The following is a 22,144-nucleotide window of genomic DNA, read 5'->3' on the forward strand; positions in this document are numbered from 1 at the left end:
GCCTTAAGGGAAAAAGAGCTCTTTGTGTTTTTTTGCCACCCGATATTTACTCAGTCAGCATCACAGTTTGTGCTGACTCTCCCTCACTCTTTTCTAAAAAATCGAGCAATTTATCTATCTGGTTAGCATCGGCCTTTGCCAGAATTTCTTCCTCGATTAGTTCAGCTAAATTCTGAATGGTGGGAGCGGCAAAAAAATCGCACATCGCTAACTCTACCCCAAAGCACGATCGCACTCGCGAGATTAACTGTGTTGCCATCAGAGAGTGACCGCCTAAGTCAAAAAAGTTTTGGTTAGTCCCTACTTTTTCTAGCCCTAAAAGAGCAGTCCAAATCTCAGCAATTTCTTTCTCTGTGGGCGTTTGTGGCTCAGTGAAGGCTGTTTCATCACAAACGTAATCGCACTTTTGAGATAAGGCGAGGCGGTCAATTTTTCCGTTGGGTGTTAGTGGCAACGCATCTAATAGCACAAAAGCGGAAGGCACCATGTAATCGGGCAGTTTGTGCTTCAAAAATGAACGCAGTTCGGAAACAAGTTCTGGGTGCTGATTTCTGAACTCTGAGTTAGGAACTAGGTAAGCGACTAAGCGTTGACTGCCCGGTGTATTTTCCTGAAGCAAAACAGCAGCGGTGGACACAGAAGAATGTTGAGAAAGTGCTGCCTCTATTTCTCCGAGTTCGATGCGGAAACCGCGAATTTTTACTTGGGAATCGCCACGGCCCAGAAATTCTATATTACCATTCGGCAGGTAACAACCGATATCCCCTGTTTTGAACAAAACTTTTTGATGAGAATTGCCGAGAAAATTTAATTTTTCTTGCCCAAACGGATTAGAAATGAATTTCTCCGAGGTTAATTCGGGGCGGTTTAAGTAGCCCTGGGCTAATCCATCGCCGCCGACGTAAATCTCGCCGGGAATTCCTATGGGAACGGGTTGCAAATTGCGATCGAGCAGGTAAATTTGCGTGTTGGCGATCGGGCGACCGATTGGAACTTTCTCGACACAGTGAGTTGCATCGTACCACGTCACGTCCGCAGCTACTTCAGAAGAGCCATAAAGATTGATTAATACCCGCTGGGGCATCTGCTCTCGAAATTGCTGGCCTAGTTCCAGCGGCAGAGTTTCTCCGCTGCAAATCCAATATTTTAATTGAGGCAAACGCCTGTCTAAATCAGGGAAGGAATCTAAGATAGCGCGCAACAAAGAAGGAACTAGCACCAGTCTGGTTACATTTTGCTTTGATAAGGTTTGAAGGAATTGGTTAATATCTTTGACGGCTCGATCGCGAATAATGACAGTGGGCAACCCATGCAGCAAAGGAGCAAAGATTTCCCAAACCGAATCGACAAAATTTAAGGACGTTTTTTGACAGCAAATATCTGCTTCGATAAAAGGGTAGGGGTTCCAAAAACAGCGATTGACTGTGCCTCGGTGGGTGCCGAGTACGCCTTTGGGAGTACCTGTCGAGCCGGAAGTGTAGAGGACGTAAGCGAGGTTTTCGGCTGGCACTTTAACAGCGGGGTTGCGATCGCTCTCGCGGGAAATTTCCTGCCATTCGGCGTCGATACAGACGACTTTAGCGCTGTGTTCGGGGAGGGTTTCTAGGAGGTTTTTTTGAGTCAAAAGCACCGGAACTTTTGCGTCGGCCAGCATGAAGGATCGGCGTTCTTGGGGATAAGCAGGATCGAGAGGAACGTAAGCGGCACCGACTTTTAAAATGCCCAAAATTGCCACCAGCATCGACAGCGATCGCTCTAAACAAATTCCCACCAAAACTTCGGGTTTTACACCTAGAGATTGCAGGTAATGCGCGATTTGGTTGGCTTTGGCATTCAATTCGCGGTAAGTCAATTGTTCATTTTCGCAAATTGCAGCCACTGCATCTGGGGTTCGCTCTGTTTGTGCTGCAAATAATTCGTGAATTGAGGCATTTTTGGGGTAATCCGCTTGAGTGTCATTCCACTTAACAAGTAATTGTTGTTGTTCGGTAGCGCTCAATAAGGATAAATTGGATAGTTTTTGGTGAGGATTGGCAGCCATTCCTTCCAGTAAAGTTTGCAGGTGTCCGAGCATCCGCGCTATCGCACTGTCCTCAAAGCAGCTACGATCGAAAATAATTTTCAGCGTCAATGCCGCACCGGGCATCGCCATCACCGTTAGAGGATAATTCGTTGTTTCCAAGGAGCGAATATTCTCTACTTTTAAGTTTTCAATCTTCTCCTGCAAAGAAGCATCCGAGGGATAATTCTCAAAAACGACGAAACTCTCAAATAAAGGTAAACTCCGAGGAACTTCGCTCCACCCCTGCACCTCAATGAGGGGGCTGTACTCATACTGCCGCGCCTCAACTTGTTGCGATTGGAGTTGTTTTAAGCAGGATAAAATAACATCCTGTGGGTCAATTTTTACGCGCACTGGCAGAGGATTTACGAACAGCCCCACTACCGATTCCGCACCCATTAAATCTGGCGGTCGCCCGGAGACAACCGTACCAAAAACCACATCTTCCTCGCCGCTGTATCGGCTCAAAAGTAGCGCCCAAGCTGCCTGTACGAGGGTATTTAATGTTAGCTGATGCTGCCGCGCGGCAGATTGCAGTGCGGCGGTGGCTGTTGCAGAAAATATCACCTGCTGTTCGCCACTACTTTCTAAACGGTTTCGCGCGACAATATTGCCCCGGGCGATCGCAGTTGGAGCTGCAAAACCTTTGAGAGTTTGCCGCCAAAATGACTTAGCCGCAGATAAATCTTGCTGGTGCAGCCACGCGATGTAATCCCGATAAGGGCGAGGGCGTTTGAGGTGCAATTCCTCGCCCTGGCAAAACGCTTGATAAAATGCAAAAACTTCCTCAAGCACGATCGCCAGCGACCACCCATCTAAAACTAAGTGGTGGTGGCTCAAAATAAACTGAAAAGTATCTGTTTCTAACTGCGCCAGTGCAATGCGAATTAAGGGAGCTGATGTCAAGTCAAAGCCCTGAGCGCGATCGGCTTTTAGGAACGTTTCTAGCTGCTCTTGTTGTTCGGAGACCGAGAGCGATCGCCAGTCCATCTGCTGCCAAGATAATGCAGCCTGCTTACGCACTGCTTGCACGGGTTCTTTCAAATTTTCCCACACGAAACAAGTCCGCAAAATGGGATGTCGCTCTACAACTTTTTGCCAACTATTTCTAAACGCAGAAACATTGAGATCGCCGCGCAAGACGCATAGCAGTTGCCCGAAATATACGCCTGATTCTGGCTGGTAAAGCGAATGAAAGAGAATGCCCTGCTGCGCTGGGGAGAGGGGATAAAAATCTTCGATATTGCCATTGATCATATTAAAGCTCTCCCAAAATTGCGGTAATGTTGTCTAAATCGTCCTGGCCCCACTGGCTCCACTTAAACTCTGCAAAGTCAGAAGGAGTGCAGCCGCCTGCGTCGGGGGACTGACAGTATTGAATTAGCGATCGCAGCGATTCTATAAAGCCCGTTGCCAAATTTTCAATGCTTTCTCGTCGGTGAATATTTTCGCTGTACGTCCAATCTAATTGCAGCTTGCCGCTGGCAATAAATCCGTTAATTTCCAGCAGGTAACGCCGATTTCCGCGTGGGCTGCGAATGGGGCTACTAGGCTCGGAGGACAGCATGAATAAAGAAGATTTCGGCAGCACTTGGTCAAACTGTCCGAGATAGTTAAAGCTTACCTCAGCTTGCGGCAATTTGTGGAAATTTTTAGCAATTTCTGGGTTTAAATATCGTTGGACACCGCAGCCAATACCGCGATTTGGCACTGCGCGTAATTCCTCTTTCACTAATTTGATGGCAGCCCCTAGATCGGAAGGATTTTTTAAATTTAACAGAACAGGAAAAACTGCTGTAAACCAGCCGATTGTGCGCGACAAATCTACTCCTTCAAATATATCTTCGCGCCCGTGACCTTCTAAGTCAAGTAAAAGTGAGTTATTGCCAGTCCAGTGTGCAAATGCTTGACCTAAAGCAGTTAGCAATACATCGTTAATTTGAGTGCGGTAAACGGCAGGTACTTCTTGTAAGAGCAGTTTTGTTTCTTCAACACTCAAAGCAACGGATACTGTCTTTTCAGATGCAACTAAATTGGCTGCTGTGGGGAAATCCACCGGCAAGCGAGAAGTTGGTTGGTGAGAAAGGGCGAACCAGTAATCGAACTCTCCCTGCAATTCTGGCGATCGCGCCCACTCATGCAAGCGTTCTGCCCACTGCTTAAATGAGGTTGTTTTGGGCGGCAGCGCGACTGTTTCACCCCGGCTAATCTGCCCATAAGCTGTCTGGAAATCCTCAATTAAAATTCGCCAAGAAACCCCATCAACCGCTAAGTGATGAATGGCTAATAACAAGCGATTTGGCTGATGTTTGCCCAAGTCAAATAAGGCAGCGCGAAGTAATGGCCCCTCTGACAAATTCAAACTGCCTTGCAATTGAGTGGCGGCGGTTTGGAAAGCGGCTTCTCGCTTTTCTGAAGGTAGCGACGACAAATCAATGCAGGTAAAGGTCGCAACCTCGTCGGGATTGGCGAGATCCTGCTGCCAGCCAGATTCTCCTCGCACAAAACGCAGGCGCAGCGCGTCGTGGTGCTTCAGCAATTCTTGCAAAACTGACTCAATTAATGCAGGTTCGAGAGGTTGCCGCAACTCTAAAAGCACCGCCTGATTCCAGTGATGCGGATCGGAGAGATTTTGCTCGAAAAACCAGTGCTGAATCGGTGTCAGCGGAACTTCGCCAATGATTAATCCTTGTTCGGATTGTTGGGTTCCTGCTGTATCGGCGATGGCTGCTAACTGTGCAATGGTTTGGTGTTGAAACAGTTGTTTAGGAGTGAGCCGCAACCCCGCTTGATTGGCTTTAGAAATGACTTGAATGCTGAGGATAGAATCGCCGCCCAATTCAAAGAAATTGTCGTCAATTCCCACTTGTTCTAACCCCAATACTTGCGCCCAAATTTCTGCCAAATTTTTCTCAATACCCGTGCTTGGGGCGGCGAATGCCTCTTCGAGTTCTGGCCGATCGCGATCCGGTGCGGGTAGTGCCTTGCGATCGACTTTACCGTTGTTTGTTAAAGGCAGCGCCTCCAGTGTCACAAAAGCAGCAGGTATCATGTATTCCGGCAATTTTCCTTTCAGAAAGCAGCGTAGTTCGTGAATCAGTATAGAATGCTTATTTTGTGCTGCTGAATTAGCAATTATATAAGCTATCAATCGCTTATCTCCTGGTACATCTTCTCGCACTATAACTACAGCCTGCAACACATCGGAATGCTGTCCTAGTGCTGCTTCAATTTCTCCTAATTCGATGCGAAAACCACGCACTTTTACTTGGTGATCAATTCGTCCCAAGTATTGAATGTCGCCATTCGGTAGGTAGCGAGCTAAGTCTCCCGATTTGTACAACCGCGCTTTCAAACTGTCATTAAAGGGATTGGAAATAAACCGCTGGGCCGTTAATTCTGGCTGATTGAGATAGCCCCGCGCGACCCCAGCGCCACCAACGTAAATTTCCCCAGGAATGCCGATCGGAACGGGTTGACAGTTGCGATCGAGCAGGTAAACTTGCAAGTCAGGAATTGGACGGCCAATAAGGCTGGCATTTTCACTTAAATCAGCGACAGTCAGCGGCTGATAGGTGACGTGGACTGTGGTTTCTGTAATGCCATACATATTGACAAGTAGGGGATGTCGATCGCCGTGCCGGTCGAACCAAGGTTTTAAGCTTTGCAAGTCTAAAGCTTCCCCGCCAAAAATTACTAAGCGCAGGCTTAAATCTTCGCCAATTCCAACAGATTCATCTGTCTGGATCAACTGGTAAAATGCAGAAGGAGTTTGGTTGAGAACTGTTACCTTTTCTTTGCATAGCAAGTTGTAAAATTCTTGGGGCGATCGGCTGACTGAATAAGGCACGATCGCGAGTCGCCCGCCGTATAGCAAAGCGCCCCAAATTTCCCAGACTGAGAAATCAAAGGCATAAGAGTGAAACAGCGTCCACACATCTTGCTCGTTGAAGTTGTACCACGACTGGGTAGCAGCAAACAGGCGGAGGACGTTTGAGTGAGAAACTAAAACGCCTTTGGGGATGCCAGTTGAGCCAGAAGTGTAGATAATATAGGCGAGATTTTCGGCAGTGGTGGCGCTGGCGGGATTTTCTTTGCTGTGTTGGGAGAAAGCACTTTGATCGGCATCGAGACAAAGGATTTTGGCGCTGGATTTAGGCAGATTTGGCAACAAATTTTTCTCACTCAGCAGCACATTTACCTGTGCGTCTTCGAGTATAAAAGCAAGGCGATCGCGCGGGTTGGCTGGATCGAGCGGCACGTAAGCGCCCCCGGCTTTGAGAATGCCGAGAATGCCGACAATTGTATCGATCGCTCGCTCGACACAAATCCCTACCAAAACTTCTGGTTTTACGCCGAGTTTTTGCAGGTAGTGCGCGACTTGGTTGGCTCGTTCATTCAGCTCGCGGTAGGTGAGTTTTTGGTCTTCAAATACAACTGCAATGGCATCGGGAGTTCGCTCGACCTGCGCTTCAAATAATTGATGAATGCAGCGATCGCTCGAATAATCGACGCGGGTGTCATTCCACTCTACCAACAACTGATGCCGCTCTTTTTCCCCCAGCAACGGCAACTCTTCAATCCGCCGATCTGGGTTGGCAGCTATGCCCTCCAGCAACGTGAGAAAATGCCCCGCCATCCGATTGATTGTGGCTGCATCAAATAAATCGGTACTGTATTCAAACTGACCGCTAATTTCTTCCTGCTTTTCTTCTAAATACAGCGTTAAGTCTACTTTTGCTGTCTGATTCTCAACATCTAAAAGAGTGAGATTGAGTCCGGCTATTGATTCCGCAGCAACAGGTGCAGTTTGCAAAACAAAAGCAACTTGGAACAGTGGATTGTAGCTCAAATTTCGATCGGGTTGCAACTCTTCAACCAGTTTCTCAAACGGCAAATCCTGGTGAGCGTAAGCTTCTAAACTCACCTCCCGAATGCGATCGAGCAACTGCCGAAAAGTGCGATCGCCTGACAAATCAGTTCGCAATACCAAAGTATTGACAAAAAACCCGATTAGCCCTTGAATTTCCGCTCTGTTGCGGTTGGCGATGGGAGAGCCAACGGGGATATCTGCCTGTCCTGTATAGCGATAGAGCAACGTTTTAAAGGCTGCTAGCAGGGTCATAAACAGGGTGGCATTTTCCTGGCGGCTGAGCTTTTTGAGGGCTGACCTTAGCGTTTTCGGGATGAGAAATGATTCTTTCGCACCCCGATAGGTTTGCACCGGGGGACGGGGGCGATCGGCTGGCAATTCCAGCAAGGGGGGAAGGCCACTAAGCTGCTTTTTCCAGTAGTTAAGTTGAGTTTGCAGGCGTGAAGCGTAGCTATCCCGCAGGGAATCGCCCGCAAGCCATTCCCGCTGCCAAATAGCAAAATCGGCGTACTGGATGGGAAGTTCGGGAAGTGGGGATGGTTTGCCAATCGAAAACGCTTCATAAAGTGCTGCTAATTCTTGCAGAAAGACTCCGATTGACCAGCCATCAAAAATAATGTGGTGCAGCGTCAGCAGCAAGACATATTCCTCAGCATCTAACTGTAGCAAATTAGCTCGCAACAGCGGCCCTTTGGTTAAATCAAAAGGTTTGCTAGCTTCTTCGGCAGCCAGTTGTTTTACTTTTTCTTCTCGCTCAGTTTTCGCCAATTGTTGCAGGTCTAAAACTTGCAGCCCGAAATTAAATTTCTGACCAACCACCTGCATGGGTTGACCGTCTACAGTGGCAAATGTCGTCCGCAAAGCTTCGTGACGGCGCACAATTTCCTGGAAACTTAGCTCTAGCACTACTACATTTAGCCTGCCTTTTAGTAACACAGCCGCCGGAAGGTTGTAAAAAGGGTTTCCCGGTTCAAATTGGTCAATAAACCACAGTCTTTGCTGGGCAAAAGAGGTGGGAAATGCAAATACTTCTTCTTCGGAAGCATTCGCCGAGTCGCGAGTATCTGTTGGAAGTTTTTCGGAAAAATGCACCGTCATTGGATTAGTAACTGGTAATTGGTAATTGGAATTGCCGCCGATATTTGGGGATTGGTTATGAGGTAATATCTTGGGCGGGGCGGGTTTACGAGATTTATCGTTTTTAGTAAAGATATTGGCGAACCCGCCCCTACAGGAATAACGGTCAATCGAACAGACATGATATTATTGGCTGCTAACTCATGACTCATCACTGATTTGTGGTTAGCGCAAAGATGACAGTGACCTGCGGTACGCCGATCGCGAAACGGGAACGATCGCGGGTTCTTCAACGGCCGCATTTTTGTTCTTGGCATCATTAATCTTTTCTGCAAGTACAGCGAGCGATCGTCCTGCAAAAATATCGCACAAAGGCAATTCTATCTGACAAGATTCTCGGATCTTTGCTGTTAATTGAATTGCCAGCAGCGAATTTCCTCCTAGTTCAAAAAAGTTATCGGTAATACTTAACTGCTCAATGCCGAGAACCTCACAGCAAATTCTCGCTAACATTTCCTCAATAGGAGTGCGAGGCGCGACAAAAATCTTTGCTTCTGGAATTGCGGCATTCGGTGCGGGCAGAGCCTTACGGTTAACTTTGCCGTTCGCCGAAAGTGGCAGCGCGTCCAGAATTATCAATGCAGACGGCACCATATAATCGGGCAGTTTTTCTCTCAGGAATTGGCGCAATTCTTCAACCGCAGGGGCAGCCTTTTGTTGTGGAACGATATACCCTACTAAGCGCTTTTGACTGTGATTTTCTCCGAATGCGGTGACAATGGATGCTTTGACTGCTGGGTGCTCGTTCAAACCAGCTTCAATTTCTCCTGCTTCGATGCGGAATCCTCGAATTTTAAGGCGGAAATCTTCTCGCCCTAAAAATTCGATATTGCCGTCAGGGAGGAAGCGCCCTAAATCTCCCGTTCGGTACAAGCGATCGCCCGTGACGGGGTGCGTGAGGCAACTGGCGCGAGTTTTTTCTTCATTCCGCCAGTATCCTTTTGTCAGTCCAACTCCGGCACAGCACATCTCGCCGGCCACCCAGACGGGACAGTCTTCGAGCCTTTCATTCAAAATGTAATAGCGTGTATTGGCGATCGGCTTGCCGTAGGGAATGCTTTTCCAAGAAGAATCAACAGTTTCTACCGGATACCAAATATTCCAAAGGGTAGTTTCGGTTGGCCCGCCGACACTGACAACGCGACATTCACGGACGATCGCCCTTAACCTCTCAGGGAGCGTTATCGGTATCCAATCTCCACCGAGAAACGCCCAGCGCAAACACTCCGGCAACACTTCAGAACGTCCTGCAGCGTAATCGAGCAGCATTTCCATCATCGGGGGAACCGAGTTCCAAATGGTGACGCGCTCTTTTACCATCAATTGCGCCCAGTGAGCGGGGTCTAGCCGTTGTGCGGCATCGGGAATGACGATCGCTCCCCCGGCTGCTAGGATGCCGAAAATATCGTAAACGGACATATCGTGGTGCAGTGCGGTGACTGCGATCGCGCGATCGCACTCGGCCACATTAAACACTTGGTTGGTCTGAGCGATCGCATTGACTGCACCTCGGTGCGCGATCGCCACGCCTTTCGGCAAACCAGTTGAGCCAGAAGTATAAATCACATAAGCTAAATCTTCCGGTTGCTGAACTGATTCCAAAGCTTCGTTGCTTTCGGCCACCAATTCCTCAGTATCGAGACAAATTCGCCGCACATTTTCCGGCCATTCCAATCGCTGATTTAACTGAGATTGCGTCAAAACAATCTCAACTTCGCCATTTTCCAGCAAATACCACAGCCGCTCTTTTGGCAGCGCCGCATCTACGGGCAAATAAGCTGCCCCGGATGCGAGAATGCCCAGCACAGCGACGATTTGCTCCCATCCTTTTTCCATGACGACGGCAACCAACTGGTTAGGGCGAGCTCCCAGCTTCCGCAATCGGTGAGCGACTTGATTCGATCGCAGATACAATTCTTGATAACTCAGAGTGCGCGTTGAAGTAATGATGGCGGGTTCGTGCGATCGCGACGCGACTTTCTCAGCAAACAATTCGTGCAGCAATACATCAGGAATGGGTGCCTCAATGCTGTTAGTAAAGGCTTGCTGAAACTGCACCGTTTTCTGCCAAGTTTCCTCTTCATTGGCGAGGCGTTGCAACAGGCGGCAATAGGCGTCAAACATATCGTCAATCATCCCTGGCGGGAAGAGTTCTTCCACTGCATCCCAGCTAAAAGAAAGCCCCTGGGCGGTTTCGGTAAATTGCGCGTCGATCCAAACTTGCGGAGTTTGACCGATAATGTGCACCAATTCTCCCAATTCTTGAATGAGTGAAAAGATAGAAGTATCTTCCCCTGGCGCGTTTTGCGGATCGATCGTAAATACAACTGGCATCAACGCTGCCGTTGTACCTTGCGCTTGGGCGAGTTCTCGCAAAACGCGCACGCCGCTGACATATTGGTGTTCTAAATCTTGCCAAAGTTGTTCTTGCAATCGCTTGGCTCGTACTTCAAAACTTTCTCGCTTGGAGTTATCTATTTCTAGCAGAGTAAATGACGCAAATTCTCCGATAATTTCCTCAACTTGAGGATGGAGGGGAAGGCGATTAAAGCGCGGCACGTTGAGGGTAAACCGAGGTGTTTTGCTCCACAGGGAAAGCACCTCTGCATAGGCGGCGAGCAATAAACCCGTAGGAGTGAGGCTGGCGCGAGCTATGCGCGTTTTGAGTCGCTGCCAAGTTGAGAAATCTAAGCGATCGCTCCAACGTTTAAATCGCGGCTGCGTTAAGGAATTCGGGTGTTTGGCGAGGGGCAATTCCGGCGCTGGTGGCAGGGTTTTGAGGCGATTGCGCCAGTAATCTAAGGATTGCTGGTAAAATGGGGAGTTTTCTAAGGCGATCGCAGCTAACACGCAGTCGCGGAAAGACAGTTGCAAGGGCGCGTGAAGCGGAGCTATCCCGTAGGGAATCGCAGTATTGGGATTGCGGTAAAGTTTTACCAAATCGCCAAACAAAATTTGAAAACTCCAGCCGTCTATGCACAAGGCGTCAATGCTGATGTGGAGGCGGATGCGGCGATCGCTTATTTGCGAAGCGCAAATCTCAAACAGCGGCCAGCGATCGAGCGGCAGCACTTGGTGAGAAAGGCGATCGCGAATTGCTTCGAGTTGTTCGCCGGCAACTTTTGGATCGAGCGATCGCAAATCCAAAACCTCAATTTTATAAGCGGGCACGTTTTCCAGAATTTGCTGCTGTCCGTTCGGAAGTACGATCGCCCGCAGCATATCGTGACGCTCTACAACTCGCTGCCATGCGAGGCTAAACCGCTCTAAATCTAACTCGTCGCTCTCAATTTCTACATAACCGTGAATCGCAACATTGCCCATTTCAAAGAAGCTATTTCTCCCGATCCAGTACGCCTGCTGCATTTCGTTGAGCGGAAAGGGTTGGTAGCGATTTTGAGCATCGGGGGCGATTGTCGGCAGTAATTTAATAGGTTCTTGATATGGCTCGCTTTTAGTTTCCGCGATCGCAACTGCCAAACTGGCGACAGTGGGGGATTGAAACAAGCAGCGCAGCGATAGCTCGACTTGAAAGCGATCGCGCACCTTGGCAATCAGTTGAGTTGCCAGCAAAGAGTGACCTCCCAACTCAAAGAAATTGTCATTGATTCCCACCTGTTTTAAACCCAGAACCTCCGCCCAAATCTCCGCTAATACTTGTTCTTCTAAAGTCTGAGGAGCGATAAAATCCGCATCTGAACTGTTAGTTTCCGGTGCGGGAAGTGCCTTAAAATCCACCTTGCCGTTTGGCGTCAGTGGCATCGCTTCTAAAAACATGAAACTGGCAGGAACCATATAATCTGGCAGTTTTTTCTGGAGAAAAGAGCGCAGATTTTTAATCAGTGCAGAGTTGCCAATGCTGAGTGCTGAATTTAAAACGAGGTAGGCGATTAAGCGCTTTCCGGCTGAATCTTCGTCACGCGCCAAAATGACGGCTTCTTGCACGTCTGGATGTTGGCTGAGTGCAGATTCGATTTCTCCCAACTCTATGCGGAAACCGCGAATTTTTACTTGGCGATCGGTGCGATCGAGAAATTCTAAGTTGCCATCGGGGAGATAGCGGACTAAATCGCCTGTTTTGTAAAGGCGATCGCCTTGCACTTTGCTAAAAAGATCGGGAATAAATTTTTCTCGATTCAACTCTGAACGGTTAATATATCCTCTCGCAACCCCTGCACCCCCGATATAAAGTTCGCCGGGAACTCCGATCGGAACAGGTTGCAAATTAGCATCGAGTACATAGGTGCGGGCATTTGGAATTGGACGACCAATCGGCAGAGATTTTGCAGTAGAAATATTTGCCGATAACTGGCACCACGTCGCGGAAATCGTTGTTTCTGTGGGGCCATAAGCATTAACAAGCCGCACTTTTTCTGATACGCACTTTTGCCACCGATCTAGCGACGCTGGAAGCGCTGCTTCTCCACCAATAATTGTCAAGCGCACTGACGGGGGAAATTCTTGGGTTTTGGTACTGAGCATGGCTGTGAATTCGTGCCAGTAAGCTGTCGGCAAATTCAGGACGGTGATTTCCCACTCCCGGCACTTTTGTAGGAAGGAAGAAATACTGTCTGACATGGAATTTTCGCGCAGTACCAGAGTTGCGCCTCGCGTTAAACAGGGATAAATTTCTTCAGCACTGACATCGAAGCTGAGGGAAGCAAATTGAAGAATGCGATCGTTCGCTTCAATGCCATATTCGACACTTGCAGCCTGCGTATAATTCGCCAAAGAGTGATGCTGCACCATAACCCCTTTTGGCTTGCCAGTAGACCCGGATGTATAGATAATATAAGCGAGGTTTTCTGGCCCAACGACGCTATCAGGATTTGACTGATGTTGTGGAGAAATTTTCTCCCATTCTGCATCCAAGCAAATCACAGTAATCTTCTGCGCAGGTAAGTTTGCTGCTAATTGTGTTTGCGTTAGCAGTACCTGAACTCCAGCGTCTTCTAACATGAAATTAAGACGTTCTTTGGAATAATTCGGATCGAGAGGTAAATAAGCGCCACCTGCTTTTAATACGCCTAAGATTCCGACGATCGCATCGAGCGATCGCTCCAGATAAACGCCGACTATGGCATCGGGTTTTACGCCGAAAGAGTGCAGGTAATGTGCGAGTTGATTCGCGCGATTATTTAATTCTTGGTAAGTCAAACTTTGACATTCAAATTGCACCGCAACAGCATCAGGGGTTTTCGCAGCCTGCGCTTCAAACAAACGGTGAACGCACCCATTTTGGGAGTAATTTATCCCAGTATTATTCCACTCAAAGAGTAGTTGCTGGCGTTCTGCTTCTGCAAGCATGGGCAAATCTGACAGTCGTGCGGAAGAATTGGCAACGATACTTTCTAATAAGTTCTGAAAGTGTCCTGCCATTCGCGCAATAGTGGTCGGTGAAAATAAGTCTATGCTGTATTCAAACCACCCTCTAATACCTGTTGCTGTCGCTTCTAATTCCAGCGTTAAATCGAAATTGGCTGTGCCGCTGTGAATCTGTTGGCAGTTCAGGCTTAAACCCGGCAATTCTAAGGCGAATTCAGAGGCATTTTGAAAGGCAAACATCACCTGAAATAAAGGCGAGTGACTTAAATCTCGATTCGGCTGCAATTCTTCTACCAACTTCTCAAACGGTACATCTTGATGCGCGTAAGCGCCTAATGCAACCTCTCGCACTCGACTCAGCAACTCTCGAAAAGTGGGATTTCCATTTAAGTCAGTCCGCAGGACTAAAGTATTGACAAAAAATCCAATTAATGATTCGGTTTCGCTGCTGTTGCGGTTGGCAATTGGTGAACCGACGAGGATATCTTCTTGCCCCGTGTAGCGGTAAAGCAGTGTTTTGAATGCTGCCAGCAATGTCATAAAGAAAGTAGTTTTTTCGCGGCGACTCAATTGTCTAATTGCCTCGGTTAAGTGCTCTGGCAATTCAAATAATTGCCGACCTCCCTTGTAGCTTTGAACAGCGGGACGAGAAAAGTCTGTTGGTAAATTTAGAACCGCTGCGCTGCCACTTAACTGCTGTTTCCAGTAAGTAAGTTGAGTTTCTAATATTTCTCCCTGCATTTGTTGGCGCTGCCAAGTTGCAAAGTCTGCATACTGAATTGGCAGCGGTGGAATCGCGACTAAATTCTTATTAGATAATCCTTCATAAAATGCAGCTATTTCCCGTAAAAATACGCCCAAAGACCACCCGTCAAAAATGATATGATGGGCGGACAAGAGCAGGGTATGTTCTATTTCAGATAGGTGCAGAAGCTTGGCGCGGAGCAGATTTGGCTGAGTCAAATCAAAGGGCGATTGTGCTTCTTGCAACGACAGTTCTTGCGCTGCTTTTTCGCGTTTCTCCGGGGAGCAATAGCTCAAATCTATCAGCGGTAATGGGAAACTTTTTGCATCAGAAATAATTTGTACTTGGGCTTTTTCTCCACCAGCAAACGCAGTTCTTAAAATCTCGTGTCGCTCGATAATTTTCTCAATACTTTGTCTGAGCGTTTCTGCATTGAGTTGTCCTGTAATCCGAACTGCACCGCAGAGGTTATAGAAGGGGTTTCCTGGTTCCAATTGGTCAAAGAACCATAAGCGCTCTTGGGCAAAAGAAAGGGGGATGTTTTGTAGGCGAGAAACTGCCTGAATAGACTCAAGTGTCGGCGCTTCTGCCAATTTTTCTAAAATTTTGGCTGTTAGTTGAGCAAGGCTTAATTTCTCGAATAAGTCTTCTATTGATAAAGCAATTTTGAGATCCGTTTCGAGCTGATTTTTTAATTCAAATACCGCCAATGAATCGAAACCCAAGTTACTAAAATCCTGTGCCGATGGGATTTGGGAAACGCTGACTTTCAGCACCCTCGCTACCTGCTGTCGCAAATAGGTTTCTAACTGTGCCTGCCGTTGTTCTAACTCGGCTGTCAGCAGATTTTCTCGCGTCAGGCGATTCTCTATTTCAACAAAATTAGATATCTCTAAAATGCTACTGGCGACAACTTCCAATTTGTTAGCTAGAAAGTCAGCACAGGCGGCGCGACGTTGAATTTTACCGCTGGTCGTTTTGGGAATGCTTCCGGGCTTAATCAGCACTACTCCATAGGCTTGTATTTCATATTCGATCGCAATGCGGGATCGGATGGCGCTGATAATTTCCTCGCTATTGGTCGGTGTTTTGCGAGATTCTATTTCTTGGACAATAAGGAGTTGTTCAATGCCTGCAATTTTTACGGAAAATGCCGCGATCGCCCCTAGCCGCAAACTGGGATGGCTCCGTTCTGCTGTTCTTTCTAGATCTTGGGGATAAAGATTGCGACCTCGGATGATAATCAAATCTTTGAGTCGCCCTGTAATAAACAGTTCTCCGTCGCGTAAAAAGCCTAAATCTCCGGTTCGCAAAAATGGCCCTTCGCTGGTATCTGAAAGATATGCTTGAAAGGTTTTTTCTGTCTCTTCTGGGCGATTCCAATAGCCTCGCGCAACTGTGAGGCCGGCTACCCAAATTTCTCCGACTTCCTGCGGCTGGCATGGCGTCAGAGTTTCGGGATTGACGATCGCAACTTTAGTCCCAAATTCAGGGAAACCGCAGCCGACTAAAGTTCTCGCGCCCCCTTCGCCTGTTGATGCTTCTACAATATGATTATTTTCCAGCGCCCCAGCATCAACAGCTAAGAAAGTCGGTGTTGTCCCGCTGCGAACCGTGGCAATTTTTAGCGTGGTTTCTGCCATTCCGTAAGCAGGACAAAAGGCATCCGCCTGAAAACCGCAGGGTTCAAAAGCTTTGGTAAATCGTTCTAGGGTTTCTTTGTGAATCGGTTCTGCGCCGTTATAGGCCACGCGCCAACTACTCAAGTCGAGCATTTTTTGGCCATCGCCCAAGATTTTGCTAGCACACAAATCGTAAGCAAAATTTGGCCCGCCGCTGTGGGTAGCTTTGTAGTGTGAAATCGCTTCCAACCAGCACATCGGGTTCTGAATAAACGCGGCTGGCGGCATGAAGTAAGAGGGAATTCCCAGATACAAAGGTTTGAGCAATCCGTCAATTAACCCCATGTCGTGAAAGGGGGGAAGCCACGTTACCGCAACGCTTTCGGCATCGTGGTGAAAGCCTCGGTGAATGTATTCGATGTTGTACAAAACGTTGGCGTGGCTCACCATGACGCCTTTGGGGGTGGAGGTTGAGCCGGAAGTGTACTGAAGATAAGCCACTTCGTCGGGATGGATGGCTGGCTGCTGCCACTTTTCGCCGTCATCGGAAAGCGCCTCTGCACTCAGCCAGTGCATCGCTTTGAGTTCCGGGGCTTGCTCGCACAGTTGCTCTAAATTTTCTAGGTGTCGTGTGGGAGCGATCGCAACTGTTGCTCCTGCGTCTTTGGCGATGGCGCTAATTTTCCCTAAATTCCGTTTCCGCTTCGGCGGATAGAGGGGAACGGCGATAACTTTGGCGTACAAACATCCGAAAAAGGCGGCGAGATAGTCCAATCCTGGCGGGAAAAGCAGTAAGGCTCGTTCGCCAGTCAGCCCCAATTTCTGAAGTCGCACGGCGTGCGATCGGGCGATCGCATCTAACTGTCGATAAGTCAAACTGGCGGTTTCAGTTTTTCCGTCTAACAGAAATGTATATTTCTGCTCTGGTTGGTGTAGCGCTCTGTTTTGTAGGAGTTCCACCAAATTGGTACAACTTTCGGTGAGTTGGTTTCCCTTAATGCTTGCGTCACTCATCGATTCTTTTTTACCTATAAATCTTGTTTGCAGTACGCCAACCAGTTCCGCCAAATTCTTGCCACATATACTTTCTGTGAACAGTTGTCAGGCGTTACCAGTCTCCCATCAGCGCGTTTTAGTCTTCAATTCGGGTGATTAACGCTTGTTTTCACGTTTTGTGGTCGATCGCCCTGTTCGGCAATGGCTCTGGGGCAATTTTCAGTCCGAGCCAGCTTCGACATCAGCTTCAGGGACTTTACGACTATCGACTTTAAGGATAGTAGACTAGATGATATCAATTGTCAAGAGTGCTTGAGGTATTTTATTGACTCCTGTCATTTCCTATATGAGAATTTTTTCTAACTCTTGCCATAGCATTTTAGGCGCTCGTTTGTCAAGATCTTACCATTAACCATAATAGGCAAGTAGTCCCCAACTAGATAGAAGGGTCGCATACCAATCTAAAATGCAATTAATTTGCATTAGTTAGCTCTTGACAGATGCAAGGACTCTGTTATCTAATTAAGGCACTTTCTCATTAAGTGTCCAGCGACTACTGCCTTTAACCGAGGAACGCGCCCACTGTGCCAACTCGCCCAAAGGCGCCACCGGACTGAGGCTTTTGTCCTCACGCACCTCCTGCATTCCCAGACAAATCCCCTAGGGACGGGAGAATCGGCTCGAAATGCGCCCGAAAACTGGGCAGGATCTTCGGCAAGTCAGTTTCAATAGCCAGAGAAAAGCAGCCACGCTGCCACAAATCAGGTTGTGCAAGCAACGCCAACCACATATCCGAAGTTCCATTAATTGTTGATTCAAGAGTAATGAACAGATCGCAGAAATTATTAAGCAGCCTCGGGCTGGCAGGAGTCGTGCCAGCGTTAATCGCTCAGTCGGCGTGCGCTTCCACCATCGCGCAGGTGACGGGCGTTCGCCTCAACCCCACGTCAGAAGGCATCGAAATCATCCTAGACACTGAAGATGGAAGACCCCTGCAAGTCTTCAGCACCAGCTTTGGCAAAACTTTACAAGCTGATGTCATCACCGCTCAACTGCGACTACCGGGGGGAAATGAGTTTCGTCAAGACAAACCGGCTGCGGGAATTGCTTCTGTCACCGTTACTCCTTTAGATAACAACACCATCCGCATCAAAGTGATTGGCGAGAGGGGTCAACCAGTAGCACGGGTGATTCCTAACACTGCGGGTCTGATTCTGGGCTTAAAACCCAGCTCGGAGATGACTGCTCGCCCGCCTGCACCGGCTCCTACAACACAGCGGCCGGGGACACCCGCAGCACCCTTACCACCGACAGGGCAGCCGGTAGAGATACCCGCAGAACCTTTACCGCCGACAGCGCAGCCATCAGCAACGCCCACAGAACCCTTACCGCCGACAGCGCAGCCGCCAGCAACGCCCACAGAACCCTTACCGCCGACAGCACAGCCACTAGGAACACCAACAGAACCCTTACCGCCGACAGCACAGCCACCAGGAACACCAACACAGCCACCCGCTATAACGCCACAGGTGGGGAGAGACTCGATTGAAATCGTCGTTACTGCAACGCGAACCGCAGAAAGAGTGACAAACGTGCCGCGCTCTATAACAGTTGTAGACTCAGAAGAACTTCAGCAGCAGGTAGGGCAATCGAGAAATATCGGGGAAGCTCTGGCAAATCAGGTTCCTGGTTTCGCGCCTCCGACTCAACAAAGTAGCACTTATGGACAAACTTTGCGGGGGCGCGACGTTTCCGTTCTGATTGACGGCGTGCCGCAAACGACCAATCTTCAATCTTTTGGCAGAGAATTTAGAAACATCGATCCCAGTGCGATCGAACGCATTGAGGTAGTGCGGGGGTCTACCGCAATCTACGGTTCTCAGGCTACGGGTGGCGTGATTAATATTATTACTCGCCGGCCAACTGAGGAAAGGCTAACTGCTGTTACTGAAGTTGGCGTCGGTAGCGCTTTAACAAATACAGAAGATGCTCTAGGCTTTAACGCTCAGCAGACGATTTCTGGCCGAAGTGGCAATTTCGATTTCACCGGCACTGTCTCGATCGCCAGAAGTGGAGCTTTTTACGATGCCAAAGGCGATCGTATTCCCTTTTTTGAACTCGGCGGAGATAGCAGCACCCTCTTCAACGTGATGGGCAAAGTCGGGGTAGATTTGGACACCCAACAGCGGCTGCAACTAACTGTCAATCACTATCGGGAAACCCAAGATCCCAATGTGATCCAAGATTTTAGCGTTGACGATCGGGAAGGACGACAAAAAGCCCGGGCCATCCGCACCGGAAATTTGGATATCGACGGGGAAACACCGGGAAATAAAAGTACACAGCTCAACCTAAGTTACACCAACCAAAACCTTTTTGGCAGCAGCCTTCAAAGTCAAATCTACTATCGAACTAATTCCAATGTAGGTGTTCCCTCTGATTACCGCACGTCCGATTTCTTTGGGCCATTTCTCGGCGTTACTCGATCGCGAGGCGAGAACGAACAGATAGGAGGTAGATTGGCGATCGTCACTCCTTTATCCCGTGCCGAAAATCTGCGATTAACTTGGGGTTCTGACTATGTTACTGAAGATAGCAGACAGCGTTTCGACCTGTACGACCCGGAGAGATTTGACACAAGTGGCGGCCGGGTTTACCGGAAAATCTCCGAGCGTCCTTTCGTTCCTCCTTACACTTACAACAGCCTTGGCCTTTTCGGTCAAGTGGAATGGAATATTGACGATATCGTCATTCTAAGTGGCGGGATACGTCACGAACGCATCGGGTTAGAAGTCAATGATTATACGACTTTTAACGATCGCCAGATCCAAGGAGGCGATCGCAAATTTAACGCCACTTTATTTAATACAGGAGCTGTCTATAAACTAAATAACAACTTCAACGTATTTGGCAACTTTTCTCAAGGTTTCTCAGTTCCCGATTTCGGTCGCATCCTCCGCCAACCCCCCGACGATTTTGTCGGAATTGAATCTTCGTTAGAAGTAACTCAACCGCAAAAAGTCAACAACTACGAAATTGGCATTCGAGGAGGATGGCAATCGGTGCAAATGTCGCTGGCTGCTTTTTACAATACCTCCGATTTAGGAGTGAATTTTCAACCAGTTGGCAACACAGGCCGCCTGGAACTAATCCGCGCCCCAGAACGTATTTACGGCTTAGAAGGAACTGTGGATTGGCAACCTGCACCAGCATGGTCGCTCGGCGGTACTGCTACTTATATTCAAGGTGAATATGAGGACGACAATGGCCGTTCTCTCGCCCTCGATAGCAGCCGAATTCCACCGCTCAAGCTAACAGCTTATCTGCAAAATGAAACTTTGCCGGGATGGAACAATCGGTTACAGTTATTATATTCTGGAAATCGCGATCTAGCATTCAAAGACGGCTCGGATGGCGGCCCGATTAGCAGCTATCTCACGTTGGATTACATCAGCTCGGTGAAAATTGGATTGGGCGAACTACAAGTCAAAGTTGAGAATTTATTGAACAATCAATATTTTCCTGTGCTGTCGCAATACTTAGCTGGATTTGGCTCAGACAGCTCTAATTATGCAGCGAGAGGTTTAACTCTCAGTGTTAATTACCGCCTTAACTGGTAATTACAGCAGATTGCAGGTTTATGAGGTAGTTTAGTATCCCCCGTAGGGACACTCCAAGAACCCAAGGCGTGTCAATTTAAGCTGTTAGTCTGCCAGTCCTCGCACCCGCTAGTCCGCCAGGGGTTGAAACTCCCTGTCTAATAGCTAAAGTCCTCTTATACCAATTTTTTATGAGGCTGCATAGAATCCGATCCCCCCTAGCCCCCCTTAGTAAGGGGGGGACAAGATTCCGATCAAAGTCCCCCTTGCTTTCGGGGGATGCGAGGGGGATCGAGATATGTGCAACTTCACATTAAATTGGTATTACATAGGACTAATGAGTTGAAAAGTGTTGGGAGCATCTCACTTTTGCAGCCAAGCTAGAAATTGGAGGTAGGAGGCAGGAGACAGGAGACAGGAGGAAAGAGGAAGAAAGAAGGAGTCAAAAGAAGTCTTTTTACAAATATGAGATGCTCCCAAAGTGTTTTTCTCAGTCCTAATAGCGAGGACTTTAGCTTTGAGACAGGGAATTCATTCCCTGTCGGACTATCGGTTTTACCTTAATGAGAACAGTTAACGGCTTTGAGAAAAATTTCCAGATGAAGTTCCGCAAACTCGCATTTAAACTGCACTTGTATTTGGGGTTGGTGGTAGGAATATTTTTAGCAGTAATTGCTTTAACGGGTAGCTTGCTGGTTTTCAGTCCCGAAATCGAGCGGTTCTTCAATCCCCAACTCCTGCAAGTAATTCCTCAAGCCGAACGGATACCGCTGGAAAATGTCCTGCAACTTGTCGAAAAAGCTTATCCGCAAAATCAGGCTCTTAGTATCTTGCTACCGCGATCGGCGAAGGAAGTTTGCCAAGTTTCGATGCTTTCAAAGAGTGAGGAAGTAGTTAACGTTTATGTCAATCCTTACAGCGGAGAAATTACGGGTACGCACTTTGAAAAAGAAACTTTTACAGGTTTTGTTTTTACGTTACACGCGGAATTAGCTGGAGGAGAATTCGGTCATTTTGTTGTGGGTATTTGCGGTTTGGTAATGCTAGGAATAATTTTTACGGGCTTGGTATTGTGGACTGGTTGGCGTAATTTGGGTCGCGGATTTTCGATTAATTGGAAAGCTCATTGGCAGCGGACTGTCTTTGATTTACATAACGTTTCTGGGATTGTATCGGTCGCTTTTCTAATCCTCATTTCTGCTACAGGGACAGCGATAATTTTTTACGTGCCGGTTGAATCTACTCTGTATTGGCTAACCAATGAAAAGCCCCAGCCAGCATTGACTTCTCATCCCAATTCTAGCAGTTCGAGGCAAAGCCTTGATGAAATATTACAGCAAGTTAGTATTGTTTGGCCGGAAGCTAAAACCACTTTTATTTCTTTGCCTTTGACACCTGAAGCAACTTTTAAAGTCAGGAAGAAATTTCCTAATGACCCGCACCCAAACGGGATTAGCACGATTTCTATCGACCAATACAGTGGCGAAATATTGCAGGCTGACAGTGTAAATTCGGCTTCTGTCGCAAATCGAATTCTCAACTCGCTTTATCCGCTACATATTGGCAGCTATGGCGGAATTTACTTGCGGCTGGTACACGCGATCGCAGGATTAGCACCCATTGTACTGTTTGTGACGGGCGTAATGATGTGGCGGCAGCGGCATTTGGCGAAATTTTACCGCAAGGAGGCGAGGCAGCAATATGAAGAATTATCTCCACTTAGTCAACAATGGCCTTGGTTTTAATGAGAGTGGCGTGCGGTTTGATGCGGGTGTCATATCATTT

General features: G+C 48.0%; 6 protein-coding genes. 3 read left to right on the top strand and 3 right to left on the bottom strand.

All coding sequences use genetic code 11. The features are described from left to right. Positions 1 to 46: 46 nt before the first annotated feature. The 3 genes from IQ263_RS07620 to IQ263_RS07630 form a co-directional block, all read right to left on the bottom strand. The gene (locus tag IQ263_RS07620) at positions 47 to 3,319 is read right to left on the bottom strand and encodes a non-ribosomal peptide synthetase (protein ID WP_194066900.1); all 3,273 of its coding nucleotides are present in this window, start codon (positions 3,317 to 3,319) and stop codon (positions 47 to 49) included. Between the two features lies 1 nt (position 3,320). After that, on the bottom strand, positions 3,321 to 8,033 hold the full coding sequence (locus IQ263_RS07625) for a non-ribosomal peptide synthetase (protein ID WP_194066901.1): 4,713 nt from the start codon (positions 8,031 to 8,033) through the stop codon (positions 3,321 to 3,323). A gap of 204 nt (positions 8,034 to 8,237) precedes the next feature. Next, positions 8,238 to 16,778, bottom strand: coding sequence for a non-ribosomal peptide synthetase (locus IQ263_RS07630; protein WP_194066902.1), 8,541 nt, complete (start codon positions 16,776 to 16,778; stop codon positions 8,238 to 8,240). A 134-nt stretch (positions 16,779 to 16,912) separates the two neighbouring features. Here IQ263_RS07630 and IQ263_RS29215 point away from each other — a divergent pair, with 134 nt between their 5' ends. The 3 genes from IQ263_RS29215 (at position 16,913) to IQ263_RS07640 (ending at position 22,104) form a co-directional block, all read left to right on the top strand. Continuing rightward, on the top strand, positions 16,913 to 17,035 hold the full coding sequence (locus tag IQ263_RS29215) for a hypothetical protein (RefSeq protein ID WP_255515826.1): 123 nt from the start codon (positions 16,913 to 16,915) through the stop codon (positions 17,033 to 17,035). Positions 17,036 to 17,584: 549 nt separating this feature from the next. Continuing rightward, complete coding sequence (locus IQ263_RS07635; protein WP_194066903.1) at positions 17,585 to 20,380, top strand: TonB-dependent receptor domain-containing protein; 2,796 nt, start codon at positions 17,585 to 17,587, stop codon at positions 20,378 to 20,380. A gap of 542 nt (positions 20,381 to 20,922) precedes the next feature. Next, positions 20,923 to 22,104 (top strand): PepSY-associated TM helix domain-containing protein, encoded by a 1,182-nt coding sequence (locus tag IQ263_RS07640; RefSeq protein ID WP_194066904.1) that lies wholly within the window; start codon positions 20,923 to 20,925, stop codon positions 22,102 to 22,104. The last annotated feature ends 40 nt before the right edge of the window (positions 22,105 to 22,144 follow it).

The sequence above is a fragment of the Tychonema sp. LEGE 06208 genome (assembly GCF_015207505.1).
GTDB lineage: Bacteria > Cyanobacteriota > Cyanobacteriia > Cyanobacteriales > Microcoleaceae > Microcoleus.

Bases quoted from the DNA above. Each gene is read 5' to 3' on its own strand.
- IQ263_RS07620 (WP_194066900.1), bottom strand. From the start codon at position 3,319: ATGATCAATGGCAATATCGAAGATTTTTATCCCCTCTCCCCAGCGCAG.
- IQ263_RS07625 (WP_194066901.1), bottom strand. From the start codon at position 8,033: ATGACGGTGCATTTTTCCGAAAAACTTCCAACAGATACTCGCGACTCG.
- IQ263_RS07630 (WP_194066902.1), bottom strand. From the start codon at position 16,778: ATGAGTGACGCAAGCATTAAGGGAAACCAACTCACCGAAAGTTGTACC.
- IQ263_RS07635 (WP_194066903.1), top strand. From the start codon at position 17,585: ATGAACAGATCGCAGAAATTATTAAGCAGCCTCGGGCTGGCAGGAGTC.
- IQ263_RS07640 (WP_194066904.1), top strand. From the start codon at position 20,923: ATGAGAACAGTTAACGGCTTTGAGAAAAATTTCCAGATGAAGTTCCGC.